This window comes from Streptomyces sp. A18 (assembly GCF_059026065.1).
In genome coordinates, this window is sequence record NZ_JBWLKL010000014.1 from 61,430 (window position 1) to 75,659 (window position 14,230).

Here is a 14,230-nt window from a genome sequence, read left to right on the forward strand (position 1 = left end):
ATGTCAAATACGGGACTTTGGTCCCCATAAGGTCGGGACTTGTGTCCCACCCGCCAAGGGTTGGACTTCTCTTCACATCCAGGTCACAGCCCCTTCCCTGATCCTTGCTCCCCTTGAAACACTGCACCCGCTCATGTCCCCCACACCCCACACCACGAGGTCGAATCCACTCATGCCAGAACTCAACCGGCGCCGGTTCATGCAGATCGCCGGCGGCACCGCGACCTACGCGACGCTCTCGCAGAGCATCGCCCGCGCGGCCGCCCTGCCGGCACAGCGCCGATCCGGCTCCATCGAGGACGTCGAGCATGTCGTCGTCCTGATGCAGGAGAACCGGTCATTCGACCACTATTTCGGCACGATGAAGGGCGTACGGGGCTTCGGCGACCCGCGCCCCGTCACGCTCCCCAGCGGAAAGCCCGTCTGGAACCAGTCGGGCGGCGGCAAGGAAGTGCTGCCCTTCCACCCTGACGCCGAGGACCTCGGGATGCAGTTCATCGCGGGCCTCGACCACGACTGGGCCGGCGGCCACAGCGCGTTCGGCAACGGCACGTACGACAACTGGATCGCCGCCAAGTCCGAGCGGACGATGGCCTATCTGACGCGCGACGACATTCCGTTCCACTACGCACTCGCCGACGCGTTCACCGTCTGCGACGACTACCACTGTTCGTTCATAGGGGCCACCGACCCCAACCGCTATTACATGCTCACGGGCCACGTCGGCAACGACGGCAAGGGCGGCGGCCCCGTCCTCGGCAACCAGGAGGCCGGCTACGACTGGACGACGTACGCCGAGCGCCTGGAGCAGGCCGGGGTCTCCTGGAAGGTCTACCAGGACATCGGCGACGGTCTGGACGCGGCCGGAAAATGGGGCTGGATAGACGATGCCTACCGCGGGAACTACGGCGACAACTCGCTGCTCTACTTCAACAAGTACCGCAACGCCAAGCCCGGCGACCCCCTCTACGACAAGGCACGCACCGGCACCAACGTCAAGGCGGGCGACGGCTACTTCGACCTCCTGAAGGCCGACGTCAAGGCCGACAAGCTCCCGCAGGTCTCCTACATCGCCGCCCCCGAGGCCTTCTGCGAGCACCCCAACTGGCCGGTGAACTACGGCGCCTGGTACATCGCGCAGGTCCTGGACGCACTCACCTCCAACCCCGAGGTGTGGGCGAAGACGGCGCTGTTCATCACCTACGACGAGAACGACGGCTACTTCGACCACGTCGTCCCGCCGTACACCCCGAAGGACGCCAACCAAGGCAAGTCGACCGTGGACACGGCGCTCGACTACTTCCCGGGCGACGCGCAGTACGCCGCGGGGCACTACGGCCTCGGCCAGCGCGTCCCGATGGTCGTCGTCTCGCCGTGGAGCACCGGCGGCTACGTGAACTCCGAGGTCTTCGACCACACGTCGATCATCCGGTTCATGGAGAAGCGCTTCGGTGTGGAAGAGCCGAACATCTCGCCCTGGCGGCGCGCCATCTGCGGTGACCTGACCTCCGCCTTCGACTTCGCGGGCAAGGACACCGACCCCGCGAAGCTGCCGGACACCGCCGCCTATGAGCCGCCGGACAATGAGCGTCACCCCGACTACCTTCCCAAGGCCCCCGCGAAGGGGACCCTGCCCAAGCAGGAGTCCGGCTCCCGGCCCGCGCGCCCGCTGCCGTACGCACCGCTGGTCGACGGGGCGGCAGCGCCCGCAGACGGCAAGTTCACCCTCACCTTCAGCGGCGGCGATGCGGCGGGCGCCTGCTTCCACGTGCGCTCGGACAACCGCACGGACGGCCCCTGGACCTACACCACCGAGGCCGGCAAGGAGATCTCCGACACCTGGAACACGGTGTACTCGAAGGACGAGTACGACCTGTCGGTGTTCGGCCCGAACGGCTTCGTGCGCGTCTTCAAGGGACCCGGTAAGACCACGGGCCCCGAGGTCACCGCCCGCCACGACAAGGTGACAGGGAACCTCAAGCTGACCCTGAAGAACGCGGGCACCGCCGACGTGAACCTCAGCGTCTCCAACGCCTACGGCGGCGTGGCCGAGACGTTCAAGGTGAAGGCGGGCGGCAGCGTCGAGCACACCGTCGACCTGCGCGCGAGCAAGCGCTGGTACGACGTGACGGTAAAGTCCGACGCGGACGGCACCTTCCTGCGGCGCTTCGCCGGGCACGTGGAGAACGGTCAGACGGGCGTCAGCGACCCGGCGATCATCTCCGCCTGAGCAGCTGCCGGGCCGCCGTCGGAACTACAGCTCCGGCGGTGGCCCCCACGCTCTCCTTGCGGTTGACCTGGCCCGTCGGCGACCAGACCAGGAGCGACTCGACGCTGTCGTCGTGGTCGTCGACGCCCACATCGCCGATCGACGGCCGGGCGTCGTGCTGCCACTCGGCCTTCCCCTGACCGCCGTTGGCCGCCATCCGGATGCCGTGCCCGCCCATAGCCCACGTGACGCTGCGGGCCGTCCGATCAGTCTGTCCGGCAGCCGGGTCCCCGAAGGGCTGGCGGACCGCCACCGCCCGCGGGGTAGTGTGCCCGGGTGACGACGCATTCGAACACTCCTGCAGGCTGGTATCCGGACCCCCAGGGCGCGCCCCAGCTGCTGCGCTGGTGGGACGGTTCCCAGTGGACCGAGCACACCAACCCGGCGGATCAGCAGCAGGCCCAGCAGGTCCCGCAGCAGGCCCAACCCGCCCAGCCGCAGCAGGCGCAGGCCGCGCACGGCCAGCAGCAGGCTCAGTATGGCCAGCAGCAGGGGCAGTTCGGCCAGCCACAAGCTCAGCAGCAGGCCGCCGGCCAGTACCAGCAGGCCCCCGGCCAGTACCAGCAGGCCGACCCGGCCAAGGTGCAGCGCCAGGTCCAGCAGCAGGCGGGCGTCACGCCCGCCGCGCAGGGCGGCGGCACGCTCTTCACCGAGCCGGTCCTGGTGGTGAACCAGAAGGCCAAGCTCATCGAGCTGACGAACGAGTACAGCGTCATGGACCAGTCGGGCAACGTGCTCGGCTCGGTCGTCCAGGTCGGTCAGAGCACGCTGAAGAAGGTCGCGCGCTTCGTCTCCAGCATCGACCAGTTCATGACCCACAAGCTCGAGATCCGCGACGCGTACGGCCAGCCGGTGCTCCAGCTGACCCGCCCGCGCAAGTTCATGAAGTCGCGGGTCATCGTCGAGCGCGCGGACGGCCAGCCGATCGGTGAGATCGTCCAGCAGAACATGATCGGGAAGATCAACTTCGCGATCATGGTCGACGGTCGGCAGGCCGGCGCGATCAAGGCCGAGAACTGGCGCGCCTGGAACTTCTCGATCGTCGACCACGCGGACAACGAGGTGGCCCGGATCACGAAGACCTGGGAAGGCCTCGCCAAGACGATGTTCACGACGGCGGACAATTACGTCCTGCAGATCCACTACCAACTGCCCGAGCCGCTCCTGAGCCTCGTCGTGGCGACGGCCCTGACGGTCGACACGGCCCTGAAGCAGGACTCGCGCGGCTTCGGCTGAGTTCTCTCCGGCCCCTGGCGGGGCTACGGCAGGCGCAGTGCCGCCGGCTCCGCCTGGCTCGGGATGGTCGGCAGGAAGCCATCGGAAGGGAAACCCTCCGAAGGGAAGCCCTCCGCTGGGAAGTCCTCCGGAGACGGCTCCGAAGGCGCCCCCGCAGGCACTTCGTCCCGCGGCGACTTGGTGAGGACCACCACCCCGTACGCCGCGACCGCCGCACCCCCCGCCGCCAGGAAGAGACCGGCCACGCCTCCCTGTATCCGCTCCCCGAGCAGGGACAGGCCGATGGCCGCGGCGGCCACCGGGTTGGCCAGGGTGACGACGGCCAGCGGCGCCCCGAGACCCCCGCGGTACGCGGTCTGGGACAGGAGGAGGCCGGCCGCGGCGAACGCGGCGACGAGCAGGGCCACGACGATCACCTGCGGGTCGAGCAGCGGACCCGAGCGGTCCGTCGCGGCGACCGTCACGGTCTGCGTGAGCGCGGACGCGACGCCCGAAGCGAAGCCGGAAGCCGTCGCGTGACGCAGCCCCGGCCGCGTACCCGGTCGGGAGAGGACGCCGATCACGGCCATCGTGAAGCCCGCGACGGTCAGCGCCTCCGTGAGGGTCAGCGTGTCGTCGGGCGCGGGCCCGGAAGCGGTGAGGAGCAGGGCGCCGAGGCCGATGAGCGTGAGCCCCGTGCCGCGCCACTCCAGCGGCGTGACCCGCCGCCCCGCGAGCCGCGCGCCCAGCGGCACGGCGGCGACCAGGGTGAGCGCGCCCAGCGGCTGGACCAGGGTGAGCGGCCCGTACTTCAGGGCCGCCACGTGCAGCAGTGCCGCGGACGCGTTGAGCCCGACGGACGACCACCAGGCTCCGCTGCCGAGCAGCCGCAGGAAGCCGTTGCCGGGGCCCGTGATGCGGGCGGCGAGGCGTTCCTGGGCCACGGCGGCACAGGCGTACGCGGCGGCGGACACGAGCGAGAGCGCGACGGCGAGGAGGGTGGCGTTCATCGCCGGACCCCCGGGGCGGCGAGTTCGGGCGCGGGTGTGTGGCGCCGCACGACGCGCGAGCGTGCGGGATCCGGCAGCTTGATCACGGCGAGTGCGATGCCGAGCAGCGCGGTCACCGCGATGGCGTCGAGCCAGTAGTGGTTGGCGGTCCCGACCACCACGAGCAGGGTGATCAGCGGATGCAGCAGCCACAGCCAACGCCACCGCGACGAGGTCGCGGCGATGAGGCCGACGGCGAGCATCAGCGCCCACCCGACGTGCAGGGACGGCATAGCGGCGAACTGGTTGGCCATCGAGTCCGTCTGCGGGGTGGCGCCGTAGACCGTCGGCCCGTACACCTGCCCGGTGTCCACGAGCCCCGTCGCGTCCAGGAGCCGGGGCGGCGCCAGCGGGAAGGCCAGGTGCAGTACGAGGGCCGCCGCGGTCAGCGCGGCGAGCACCCGCCGGCTCCATACGTAGTGCCGGGGCCTGCGCAGGTAGAGCCAGCTCAGGAACAGTGCGGTGGCCGGGAAGTGCACGGTCGCGTAGTACGTGTTCGCGATGTGCACCAGGGTGTCGCTGCCGAGCAGCGCGTCCTGGACGGCGCCCTCGCCCGGCAGGCCCAGGGTGCGTTCGGCGTCCCACACGTGGTGGGCGTTGCGGAAGGCCTCACCGGTGTGGCCGTTGGCCAGCTGCCTGCCGAATTTGTAGACGAGGAAGAGTCCTACGACGAGGAGGAGCTCGCGGACGAGGGGCGGTCGGGCAGATGTGTCCGGCTCCCGGACGGCTATGTCCGGTTCCCTTTCGGCAGGCTCGGTTCGGGATTCCATCCCCCGGCCCCTTTACGTGATGACTGGGTGGTGCGGGTAGTGAGTGGGGGGAGTGCCCCGCTCGAGGGGGAGTGCCCCACTAGGGGAGCGCCCCGCTCATCGATACGCCAGTGTACCGATACGGAAGCGTACCGGTACACTGGCGTATCGATAGGGTCGGTCGAAGTCGCCGTACCGAGGAGAAGAGTCATGACGTCGCCGGACCGGGCAGCAGACACAGCGACAGCGGATCCCGTGTGCTCGTCGCGCCGCTCCAAGATCACGCCCGAACGCGAGCAGGAGTTCTACGACGCCGTGCTCGACCAGCTCCGCGAGTGCGGGTACGACGCCGTGACCATGGAGGGCGTGGCCGCGACGACCCGCTGCAGCAAGTCCACGCTCTACCGCCAGTGGAAGACGAAGCCCCAGTTCGTCGCCGCCGCGCTGCGCGCCAACCGCTGTGTGCGCTTCGCGGGCATCGACACCGGCACGCTCGCGGGTGACCTGCGCGAGGCGGCGCGGACCGCGGGGGAGTGGTCGACGCGGGACAGCATGCTGGTCCAGGCGCTGAGCCACGCGGTCCTTCAGGACGAGGACCTGCGCAGTGCGCTGCGCGAAGCGCTGGTGGAGCCGGAGACCCGGGCCCTCGACGACCTGGTCGAGCGGGGAGTGGCCCGGGGCGAGATCGCCGCGGACCATCCGGCCACGCGGTTCATCACGGCTCAGCTCATGGGCGTGGTCCGGGCCCGCCCGGTCCTGGAGGGCAAGAACGCGGACGAGGAGTACCTGTCCGACTTCGTGGAGGCGTGCGTGCTGCCCGCACTGGGTCTGACCCGGGGTCTGACCAGACCCACCTGATCGTGGACCGGGGCCCGATGGATGACGGACCCCGATCTGCCTGCGCCGCGCCGCACCGTGGGGACGGGGGTGGCGTGGCCGCCCTCGGCCGGGCGGGCCGGAACCTTCGTGGCTCCGGCCCGCCCGGCTCTGACGTTCCGGGTGGAGCCGCGCGACGTCCCGTCAGACCTCCTTGCCGTTGCCGCCTCCGCCGCCCGCCGCGGCCTTGATCCCCTTGGTGATCTCGTCCATCACGGACACCTTCGGGGACTTGTCGTTGACGTCTATGCCGAAGCGGACGATGACCAGCTCGGACTTCACGGTGGGCGAGGGGAAGGCCAGCGACTGGACGTAGCCGTCGTCGCTCTTCTCCGTGACGGCCTTCCAGCGGACGAGGTAGCCCTTCTGGCCCGCGACGGTGACCGCCTTGGACTCAAGCTCCTTGTGCGACGTGATCTTGCCGTAGGTCTTCCCGCCGTAGGACTCCTTGGCGTTGACGGCGATGTCGGCCTTGGCGGCCGCCTCCGCCGTCTTGGCGTCGACCTTGAAACCCTTGGCGGGTCCGGAGTAGGCGCCGCCGCGGGAGCAGGTCTTGGAGGTTTCCCTCGGGCAGGGATAGGGGCCCGTGGTCACCGAGGCGCCGCCAGACTCGCCGCTCGCACCGGTCCAGCCGTCCGGCACGGGGAGGCTGATGCCGCTCAGTACGTCGGTGGCGAACCCCTCCTCGCTCGGCGGGGCGGAGGGGCCGTCGCCCGGAGGCTGGGACTGCTCGGGGTCCTGCGGGTCCTGGGGCGCGCCGGGCCTCGACGGCGCGGAGGACGCGGGGGGCTTGGCGGCGCTGTCGTCGTCGCCGTCGTCGTCGGCGGTCAGGAAGTAGACGCCGCCGCCTATCCCGGCGAGCACCACGAGGGCCACGCCCACGGCTATGCCCGTGCGCAGGCCGCGCCTGGAGGCGGTGGGCTGTCCCGGATAGGAGGGATAGCCCGGGTATGCGCCAGGGGCGCCTTGCGGGGCACCGGTCGGGGCGGCGGGCGGATAGGCCGGCGATCCCACCGCGCGGACCTGGTCCGTCCATACGTTCCCGTCCCACCAGCGCTCGGTACGGGGGCCGTCAGTTGTCTGGCCGGGGTCGGGGTACCAGCCGGGAGGGGTTACCTGGGTCATGGGCGTCAGCGTATGAGCATTCGGTGAAAGTGGGATGAGAGGGGGGCCGTACCGGAGTCACCGTTCGGCCACTCTCTTCGCCTGGGGGAGGGGCGAGTTCACCTATTGCCCCGGGGGCTGGAGCGAGCTCCTGCCCCCGGGGAGGAGCTCGCTCACCTCCCGTGCCCGTCCACCACCAACCGCACGGGGCCGCCGCCCTCAGGCGCGGGCACCCGGATCCCGGACCGCCCCGGAGTGATCGACCCCAGCACGCTCGCATGCCGGGCCCCCGTGCTCTGCGGCACCGTCCCCGGCAGCCCGTGCGCCGTCAGGAAGCCGAGGACCGCGAAGGCGTACGCCTCCTTCGCCGCGGACGGCAGCCCGAGCTCGTCGGAGGTGCGCACCGGGACCTTCTCCCCCAACTCGGCCCGCAGGAACGCCATCAGCGTCGGATTGCGCGTGCCCCCGCCGGACGCGATGACCTCGGAAGCGCCGACTGCCCTGACGGCGTCGGCGACCGTACGGGCGGTCAGCCGGGTCAGCGTGGCGACGACGTCCTCGGGGGCGAGGTCCTCGTAGTCGGTGAGTGCCGTTCGCAGGTAGGGCAGATGGAAGAGCTCCTTGCCGGTGGTCTTCGGCGCGGGGCGCGCGTAATAGGGCTCGGACAGAAGGGCCGTGAGCAGCCCTTCGTCGACCGTGCCGCGGGCGGCCATCGCGCCGTCGAGGTCGTACGCGAGCCGCTCCCGCGTCAGTTCGCGTACGGCGGCGTCGAGGAGGGCGTTGGCGGGGCCCGTGTCGAAGGCGGTGCCGTCCGGGGCGGTGATGTTGGCGATGCCTCCGAGGTTCAGCGCGGCGGGGGCGCCGGGCCTGCCGCGCAGCCACATCCGGTCGACGATGCTGACCAGGGGCGCGCCCTGACCTCCCGCGGCGATGTCGCGGGGGCGGAAGTCGGCGACCACCGGGAGCCCCGTCCGCTCGGCGATCCACGCGGGCTGCCCGATCTGCAGCGTGCCGTGCACCCGGCCGTCCTCCACCCAGTGGTAGACCGTCTGGCCGTGCGACGCGACCAACTCGGCCTGTCCATCGCATAGTTCGCGATCCGCCTCGGCCGCCGCCGCGGCGAAGGCCTGGCCGATCCGGGTGTCGAGGCGGCAGACGTCCGCCAGTGTGGTGGCGGCGGGCGGCAGTGCGGCGCCGAGCGCGTCGCGCAGCGCCTCGTCGTACCCGCGGGTGATCAGACCCAGCGGGGAGAGCAGCAGTCGGTCGCCGTCGATCGTCAGGTCGGCCGCCGCCGCGTCGATCGCGTCGTACGAAGTCCCCGACATCAGCCCGATCACACGCACGTGCTGCCCCTCTCGCTCTCCTCACCAGTGCGTTTGATCATCGCAGCGATGACGGGGCGTGTGCACTCGCACGTACGATCCAGTTCAGGCCATTGAGGCAGCGGAGGGACGACTTGTCCATGTCCACCACGGGATCGGCCGGTCCCCGCGCGGGGACGCGGCGCACGAACCTCACCCGAACCGACGGCACCTGGAGCGGCCTGCTCCTGGAGGAGCGCGAACGGCCACGGCCCGGCCTGTGCCTGTGGACCGCCGGAAACCGTCTGCTCCTGACACAGGGAGCCGCCGCGGACCCGCTGCTCCTCGCCCTGGTGGACCCGGACCGCTACGGAGTCGACTTCCACAGGACCGGCCGCTACCGCCCCCTCGTCCTACCCTTGCGCGCGCACATGGCCCGTGACGTCGCGGGCTCCCCGCAGCAGTGGGCCCACCACTTCGCGACGCTCCTCGCAGCGTCCCCCGACGGCCCGGTGGGAGTACGGGTGAGGTACGCCATGGACCGTGGGCAGGGGAGGCCGGGCCCCGCGTGACTGTAGGCAGGAAAGGCCGGGCCGCCCTTCAGCCCTCCCCGCGGCCTCCGGACAACACAAGGCGTCGGCACTCCCCGGGGCTGCCCCACGCGGTGCGCAGCGCCCGCGCCTTCGTCAGCCACAGCGACAGGTCGTACTCCGCCGTGTAGCCGATCGCCCCGTGGAGTTGCAGCGCCGCCCTTGCAGCGCCGTATGCCGCTTCGCTCGCCGCCGCCTTCGCCGCCGCCACATCTGCTGTCTCCAGGGTCAGCGCCGCTCCGTACAGCAGGGGCCGGGCGAACTCCAGGCCTATCAGGACGTCCGCGAGGCGGTGCTTGACCGCCTGGAAGCCGCCGATCGGCGTGCCGAACTGCGTGCGCTGCTTCACGTACGCGACCGTCTTGTCGAGCAGTGCGAGCCCGATCCCCAACGCCTGCGCGGCCGTCGCGAGAGCTGCCCAGTCGGCCGCGTACCGCGAAGCCTCCGTCACCGAGGGGCCCGATGCGAGGAGTTCGCCGCCCGGCTTGAGCCGGGCCAGGCGCCGTACGGGGTCCAAGGACCGCTCCACGCGCGCGTGCCCCGAGGCCAGGCGCAGCTCGCCGTTCGTGGCGGTCAGCCGCAGCGCCGCCGCGTCCGCGTCCAGCGCGAACGGTCCCCCTTCGGGGAGAGCGAGCGTCGTGACACCCTCCCCGGAGGCCAGGGACGGAAGGAACCGCTTGGCGGGGGCCGCATCGCCCAGCTCGGCGAGGCGGGCGAGCAGCGCGCCCGCCGCCACCGTCTCGACCACCGGCCCCGGCACCGCGTGGCGCCCCAACTCCACGAAGGCGACGGCTGCTTCGACCGGCAGCAGCCCCATTCCCTCGTACTCCTCGGGGACGGCCAGGGCGAACGTGTCCGCCTCCGCGAGACGTCCCCACAGGGCGCGCCCCGGTGCGTGGTCTCCGGCGGCCCAGGCTCTCGCGGCCGCCGGGGTGTCGGCCGCCGTCAGCATGGCGTCGAGCGAGCGCGCGAACTCGCGCTGCTCGGCGTCGAGGAGGAACCTCATCAGCGGCGTCCCTTCGGCAGGCCGAGCAGTCGCTCGGCGATGATGTCGCGCTGGATTTCGTTCGTGCCCGCGTAGATCGGACCGGCCAGAGAAAAGACGTACCCCTCCGCCCATTCGCCGGTCCCCGATCGCTCTCCGTCGTCCGTCGACTCGTCCGTCGACTCGTCCGTCGACTCGCCCGCCGAATCGTCCGGCGAGTCGGCCACCAACTCGCCCTGTGCGCCCAGGAGATCCAGCGCGGTCTCATGCAGCGCGATGTCGTACTCGGACCAGAAGACCTTGTTCAGGCTCGACTCCGCGCCGATCGTCTCGCCCGCCGCGAAGCGCGACGCGTTGGCCCACGTGAACAGCTGATACGCGCGGGCCCCGATCACCGCGTCGGCCACGCGGTCGCGCAGTGCGGTGTCCGCGGGGTCGCCGTGCGCGCGCCACTGCCGCACCAGGCGGTCGGCCGCGGCGACGAAGCGGCCGGGGGAGCGCAGCGTCAGGCCCCGTTCGTTCCCCGTCGTCGACATGGCGATGCGCCAGCCCTGGCCCGGCTCGCCGATGACGTCCGCGTCCGGCACGAAGACGTCGTCGAGGAAGAGCTCGGCGAACGCGGGCTTGCCGTCCAGACGCCCGATGGGCCGGACGGTCACTCCCACCGCGTCGAGCGGGAACATCAGGTACGTCAGGCCCCGGTGCGGCTTGGCGGAGTCGACGGCCGGATCGCTGCGGAACAGGCCGAACGCGCGGTCGGCGAACGCCGCCCGCGACGACCAGGTCTTCTGCCCGCTGATCAGCCAGCCGCCGTCCGTGCGGCGCGCGGTGGAGCGCAGCGACGCCAGGTCCGATCCCGACTCCGGCTCGGACCAGGCCTGCGCCCAGACCACCTCGCCGCTCGCCATCGGAGGCAGCACCCGAGCCCGCTGCTCGTCGGTCCCGAAGTCGAAGAGGGTCGGCGCGAGGAGGTTGATGCCGTTCTGAGAGACGCGGCCGGGGCCGCCCGCCGCGAAGTACTCCTCCTCGAACACCAGCCACTTGACGATGTCGACGCCCTGCCCGCCGTACTCCTCGGGCCAGGACACCACCGACCAGCGGTCGGCCGCGAGCTCGCCCTCCCAGGCGCGGTGGGCCGCGAACCCCTCCCGGGTCTCCAGTGACGGCAGCGGCCCGGCGGGCACATGCCCGGCGAGCCAGTCGCGCGCCCGCTGCCTGAACTCCCGTTCGCCGGCGGTGAAGTCGAGGTCCATCAGTGGCCCACCTCTTCGATCGGTTCTTCTCCAGCGGTCTTCCCTAACAAGTGTTTGGTAGATTACCCTGAGGTCGAGCCAGTCGTCGAGAGCCAGTCGAAGCTGAAGGGGGCCGAGCATGGACGCACCCACGTATGTGCCGGGGCACGGTCTGCTCGCGGGCCGCACCGCCGTCATCACCGCCGCGGCCGGAGCGGGCATCGGCGGCGCCACCGCCCGCCGGTTCCTGGAAGAGGGTGCGCGCATAGTCATCGGCGACGCCCACCCGCGCCGCACGAAGGAGACGGTGGAGGCGCTGGCCGGCGAGTTCGGCGCCGACCGGATCGACGGGACGCCGTGCGACGTGACGGACGAAGCCCAGGTGCGGGCTCTGTACGACTTGGCGGAGCAGCGCCACGGCGGCCTGGACGTGGTCGTGAACAACGCGGGACTCGGTGGCACCGCCGAACTCACCGAGATGACCGACGAGCAGTGGGACAGAGTCATCGACGTGACGCTGAACGGCACGTTCCGCTCCACCAGAGCCGCCCTGCGCCGCATGCGGGCCGCCGACCGGGGCGGCGTGATCGTGAACAACGCCTCGGTGCTCGGCTGGCGAGCGCAGGAGGGCCAGGCGCACTACGCCGCGGCGAAGGCGGGCGTCATGGCCCTCACGCGCTGCGCCGCCGTCGAGGCGGCACCCCACGGCATCCGGATCAACGCGGTCTCGCCCAGCCTCGCCATGCACCCGCACCTCGCGAAGGTCACCTCGCCGGAGCTCCTCGACGAGCTCACCGCACGCGAGGCGTTCGGGCGGTATGCCGAGCCCTGGGAGATAGCCAACGTCATCGTCTTCCTGGCCAGTGACTACTCCTCGTACATGACGGGGGAGACGGTCTCGGTCAGCAACCAGCACGCCTAGGCGGAGAATGACCGTGTGTCGAAACCGAAGCAGAGCAGCACCACGACGAACCAGAGCAGCACGACCAAGAACGAGGGCACCACGAAGAAGAAGGCCCCGGTGAGCTCGCCCGAGCGCCGCGGCGAACTCCTCGCCATCGCGGCCGACGTCTTCGCCGAGCAGGGGTACAACGCGACCACGGTCCGCAAGATCGCGGACGCCGCCGGCATGCTCGCCGGCAGCCTCTACTACCACTTCGACTCCAAGGAGTCGATGCTCGAAGAGATCCTCTCCACCTTCCTCGCCGAGCTGTGGGACGGGTACGACACCGTGCTCCAGTCCCGCCTCGGCCCCCGCGAGACCCTGGAGGCGCTCGTCACCGAATCCTTCCGGGAGATCGACCGGCACCGCTCCGCCGTCGCCATCTACCAGAAGGAGTCCAAGCACCTGGTCGCGCAGGCGCGCTTCCAGTACCTGACCGACTCGCAGCAGCGCTTCGAGAAGACGTGGCTGACGACGCTGGAGCGCGGCGTCGAGGAGGGCGTCTTCCGCGACGACCTGGACATCCGGCTCGCCTACCGCTTCGTGCGCGACACGGTCTGGGTCGCCGCGTCCTGGTACCGCCCCGGGGGAGGCCACAGCCCCGAGGAGATCGCCCGCCAGTACCTCTCGATGGTCCTGGACGGCATCGCCGTACGCACGTAGAGCGCGCGTCGTCACCCCGGCGACAGCGCACCGCCCGAGGAGCACGAGGAGTACGCAGTCATGGCCGAGGCCTACATCGTCGAAGCGGTCCGCACCCCCGTCGGCAGGCGCAAGGGCGGCCTCTCGGCCGTCCACCCCGCCGACCTGGGAGCGCATGTCCTGAAGACACTCGTCGAGCGCACCGGCGTCGACCCCGCCGCCGTCGAGGACGTCGTCTTCGGCTGCCTGGACACGGTCGGACCGCAGGCCGGGGACATCGCACGCACCTCCTGGCTGGCGGCCGGCCTGCCCGAAGAGGTGCCCGGCGTGACGATCGACCGGCAGTGCGGATCCTCGCAGCAGGCCGTGCACTTCGCCGCGCAGGGCGTCCTGTCCGGCACCCAGGACCTCGTCGTCGCCGGCGGCACACAGAACATGTCGATGATCCCCATCGCCTTCGCCTCCCGGCAGGCCGCCGAACCGCTCGGCCTCACCGAAGGTCCGTACGCGGGCAGCGAGGGCTGGCGCGCCCGCTATGGGGACCTGCCCGTCAACCAGTTCCACGGCGCCCAGCTGATCGCCGAGAAGTGGGGCATATCCCGCCGCGACATGGAGGAGTTCGCCCTCCGCTCGCACCAGCGGGCCGTCCACGCGATCGACGAGGGCCGCTTCGACCGCGAACTCACCCCCTATGGGGACGTGACCACCGACGAGGGCCCGCGCCGCGACACGACCCTGGAGAAGATGGCGGGTCTGGAGCCCGTCCTGGACGAGGGCACCATCACCGCCGCCTGCTCCTCGCAGGTCTCGGACGGAGCGGCCGCCATGCTCATCGCGAGCGAACGGGCCGTGCGGGAACACGGGTTGACGCCCCGCGCCCGCATCCACCACCTCTCGGTGCGCGGTGAGGACCCGATCCGGATGCTGTCCGCGCCGATCCCCGCCACGGCGTACGCGCTGAAGAAGACCGGCATGAGCATCGGCGACATCGACCTCGTCGAGATCAACGAAGCGTTCGCGCCGGTCGCCCTCGCCTGGTTGAAGGAGACGGGAGCGGACCCGGAGAAGGTCAACGTCAACGGCGGCGCGATAGCCCTCGGCCACCCCCTCGGCGCGACCGGCGTCAAACTGATGACGACGCTCCTGCACGAACTGGAGCGTACAGGCGGCCGGTTCGGCCTCCAGACCATGTGCGAAGGTGGCGGCCAGGCGAACGTGACCATCATCGAGCGCATCTGACCGCGTCCAGTTCCGGGCTGCTTCCTCACTCCTTGC

14 protein-coding genes are annotated in these 14,230 nt (G+C 71.0%); 7 read left to right on the plus strand and 7 right to left on the minus strand.

Going from position 1 to position 14,230, the window contains the following annotated elements:
* The first annotated feature begins 172 nt into the window (after window positions 1-172).
* Complete coding sequence (locus AC5P1C_RS22665) at window positions 173-2,230, plus strand: phosphocholine-specific phospholipase C (RefSeq protein ID WP_493867725.1); 2,058 nt, start codon at window positions 173-175, stop codon at window positions 2,228-2,230.
* Here AC5P1C_RS22665 and AC5P1C_RS22670 read toward each other — a convergent pair.
* Window positions 2,217-2,522: a hypothetical protein gene (locus AC5P1C_RS22670; protein ID WP_493867726.1), complete on the minus strand. Its 306-nt coding sequence runs from the start codon at window positions 2,520-2,522 to the stop codon at window positions 2,217-2,219. The two genes, AC5P1C_RS22665 and AC5P1C_RS22670, sit on opposite strands and share 14 nt — an antisense overlap.
* 23 nt (window positions 2,523-2,545) lie before the next feature.
* Here AC5P1C_RS22670 and AC5P1C_RS22675 point away from each other — a divergent pair, with 23 nt between their 5' ends.
* Window positions 2,546-3,505 (plus strand): LURP-one-related family protein, encoded by a 960-nt coding sequence (locus AC5P1C_RS22675; RefSeq protein ID WP_493867727.1) that lies wholly within the window; start codon window positions 2,546-2,548, stop codon window positions 3,503-3,505.
* A 23-nt stretch (window positions 3,506-3,528) separates the two neighbouring features.
* Here the strand turns inward: AC5P1C_RS22675 and AC5P1C_RS22680 are convergent, their stop codons facing one another.
* Both AC5P1C_RS22680 and AC5P1C_RS22685 read right to left on the minus strand, forming a co-directional pair.
* Window positions 3,529-4,494, minus strand: a complete 966-nt coding sequence (locus AC5P1C_RS22680) for a DMT family transporter (protein WP_493867728.1) — start codon at window positions 4,492-4,494, stop codon at window positions 3,529-3,531.
* A complete protein-coding gene (locus tag AC5P1C_RS22685; RefSeq protein WP_493867729.1) occupies window positions 4,491-5,303 on the minus strand; it encodes a phosphatase PAP2 family protein in 813 nt (270 codons plus the stop codon). Before AC5P1C_RS22685 ends, AC5P1C_RS22680 begins: the two co-directional genes overlap by 4 nt.
* Window positions 5,304-5,492: 189 nt before the next feature.
* On the opposite strand from AC5P1C_RS22685, the gene AC5P1C_RS22690 reads away from it, so the two are divergent.
* Window positions 5,493-6,140, plus strand: coding sequence for a TetR/AcrR family transcriptional regulator (locus AC5P1C_RS22690; protein ID WP_493867730.1), 648 nt, complete (start codon window positions 5,493-5,495; stop codon window positions 6,138-6,140).
* A 162-nt stretch (window positions 6,141-6,302) separates the two neighbouring features.
* Here the strand turns inward: AC5P1C_RS22690 and AC5P1C_RS22695 are convergent, their stop codons facing one another.
* Complete coding sequence (locus tag AC5P1C_RS22695) at window positions 6,303-7,283, minus strand: DUF2510 domain-containing protein (protein ID WP_493867731.1); 981 nt, start codon at window positions 7,281-7,283, stop codon at window positions 6,303-6,305.
* Between the two features lie 152 nt (window positions 7,284-7,435).
* On the minus strand, window positions 7,436-8,605 hold the full coding sequence (locus tag AC5P1C_RS22700; protein WP_493867732.1) for an anhydro-N-acetylmuramic acid kinase: 1,170 nt from the start codon (window positions 8,603-8,605) through the stop codon (window positions 7,436-7,438).
* A 119-nt stretch (window positions 8,606-8,724) separates the two neighbouring features.
* On the opposite strand from AC5P1C_RS22700, the gene AC5P1C_RS22705 reads away from it, so the two are divergent.
* Window positions 8,725-9,135: a hypothetical protein gene (locus AC5P1C_RS22705; protein WP_493867733.1), complete on the plus strand. Its 411-nt coding sequence runs from the start codon at window positions 8,725-8,727 to the stop codon at window positions 9,133-9,135.
* Between the two features lie 28 nt (window positions 9,136-9,163).
* Here AC5P1C_RS22705 and AC5P1C_RS22710 read toward each other — a convergent pair whose 3' ends face one another.
* Together AC5P1C_RS22710 and AC5P1C_RS22715 are read right to left on the minus strand one after the other, a co-directional pair.
* Complete coding sequence (locus AC5P1C_RS22710) at window positions 9,164-10,159, minus strand: acyl-CoA dehydrogenase family protein (protein WP_493867734.1); 996 nt, start codon at window positions 10,157-10,159, stop codon at window positions 9,164-9,166.
* Window positions 10,159-11,391 (minus strand): acyl-CoA dehydrogenase family protein, encoded by a 1,233-nt coding sequence (locus AC5P1C_RS22715; protein WP_493867735.1) that lies wholly within the window; start codon window positions 11,389-11,391, stop codon window positions 10,159-10,161. The genes AC5P1C_RS22710 and AC5P1C_RS22715 overlap by 1 nt, the downstream gene beginning before the upstream one ends.
* A gap of 118 nt (window positions 11,392-11,509) precedes the next feature.
* On the opposite strand from AC5P1C_RS22715, the gene AC5P1C_RS22720 reads away from it, so the two are divergent.
* The 3 genes from AC5P1C_RS22720 to AC5P1C_RS22730 all read left to right on the plus strand — a co-directional run bounded on the left by AC5P1C_RS22720 (window position 11,510) and on the right by AC5P1C_RS22730 (window position 14,194).
* Window positions 11,510-12,292, plus strand: coding sequence for an SDR family oxidoreductase (locus AC5P1C_RS22720; protein WP_493867736.1), 783 nt, complete (start codon window positions 11,510-11,512; stop codon window positions 12,290-12,292).
* A 99-nt stretch (window positions 12,293-12,391) separates the two neighbouring features.
* Window positions 12,392-12,976, plus strand: coding sequence for a TetR/AcrR family transcriptional regulator (locus tag AC5P1C_RS22725; protein WP_493867832.1), 585 nt, complete (start codon window positions 12,392-12,394; stop codon window positions 12,974-12,976).
* Between the two features lie 60 nt (window positions 12,977-13,036).
* Window positions 13,037-14,194 carry an acetyl-CoA C-acetyltransferase gene (locus AC5P1C_RS22730; RefSeq protein ID WP_493867737.1) on the plus strand — a complete coding sequence of 386 codons (1,158 nt, stop codon included), beginning with the start codon at window positions 13,037-13,039 and terminating at the stop codon, window positions 14,192-14,194.
* Window positions 14,195-14,230 lie beyond the last annotated feature (36 nt).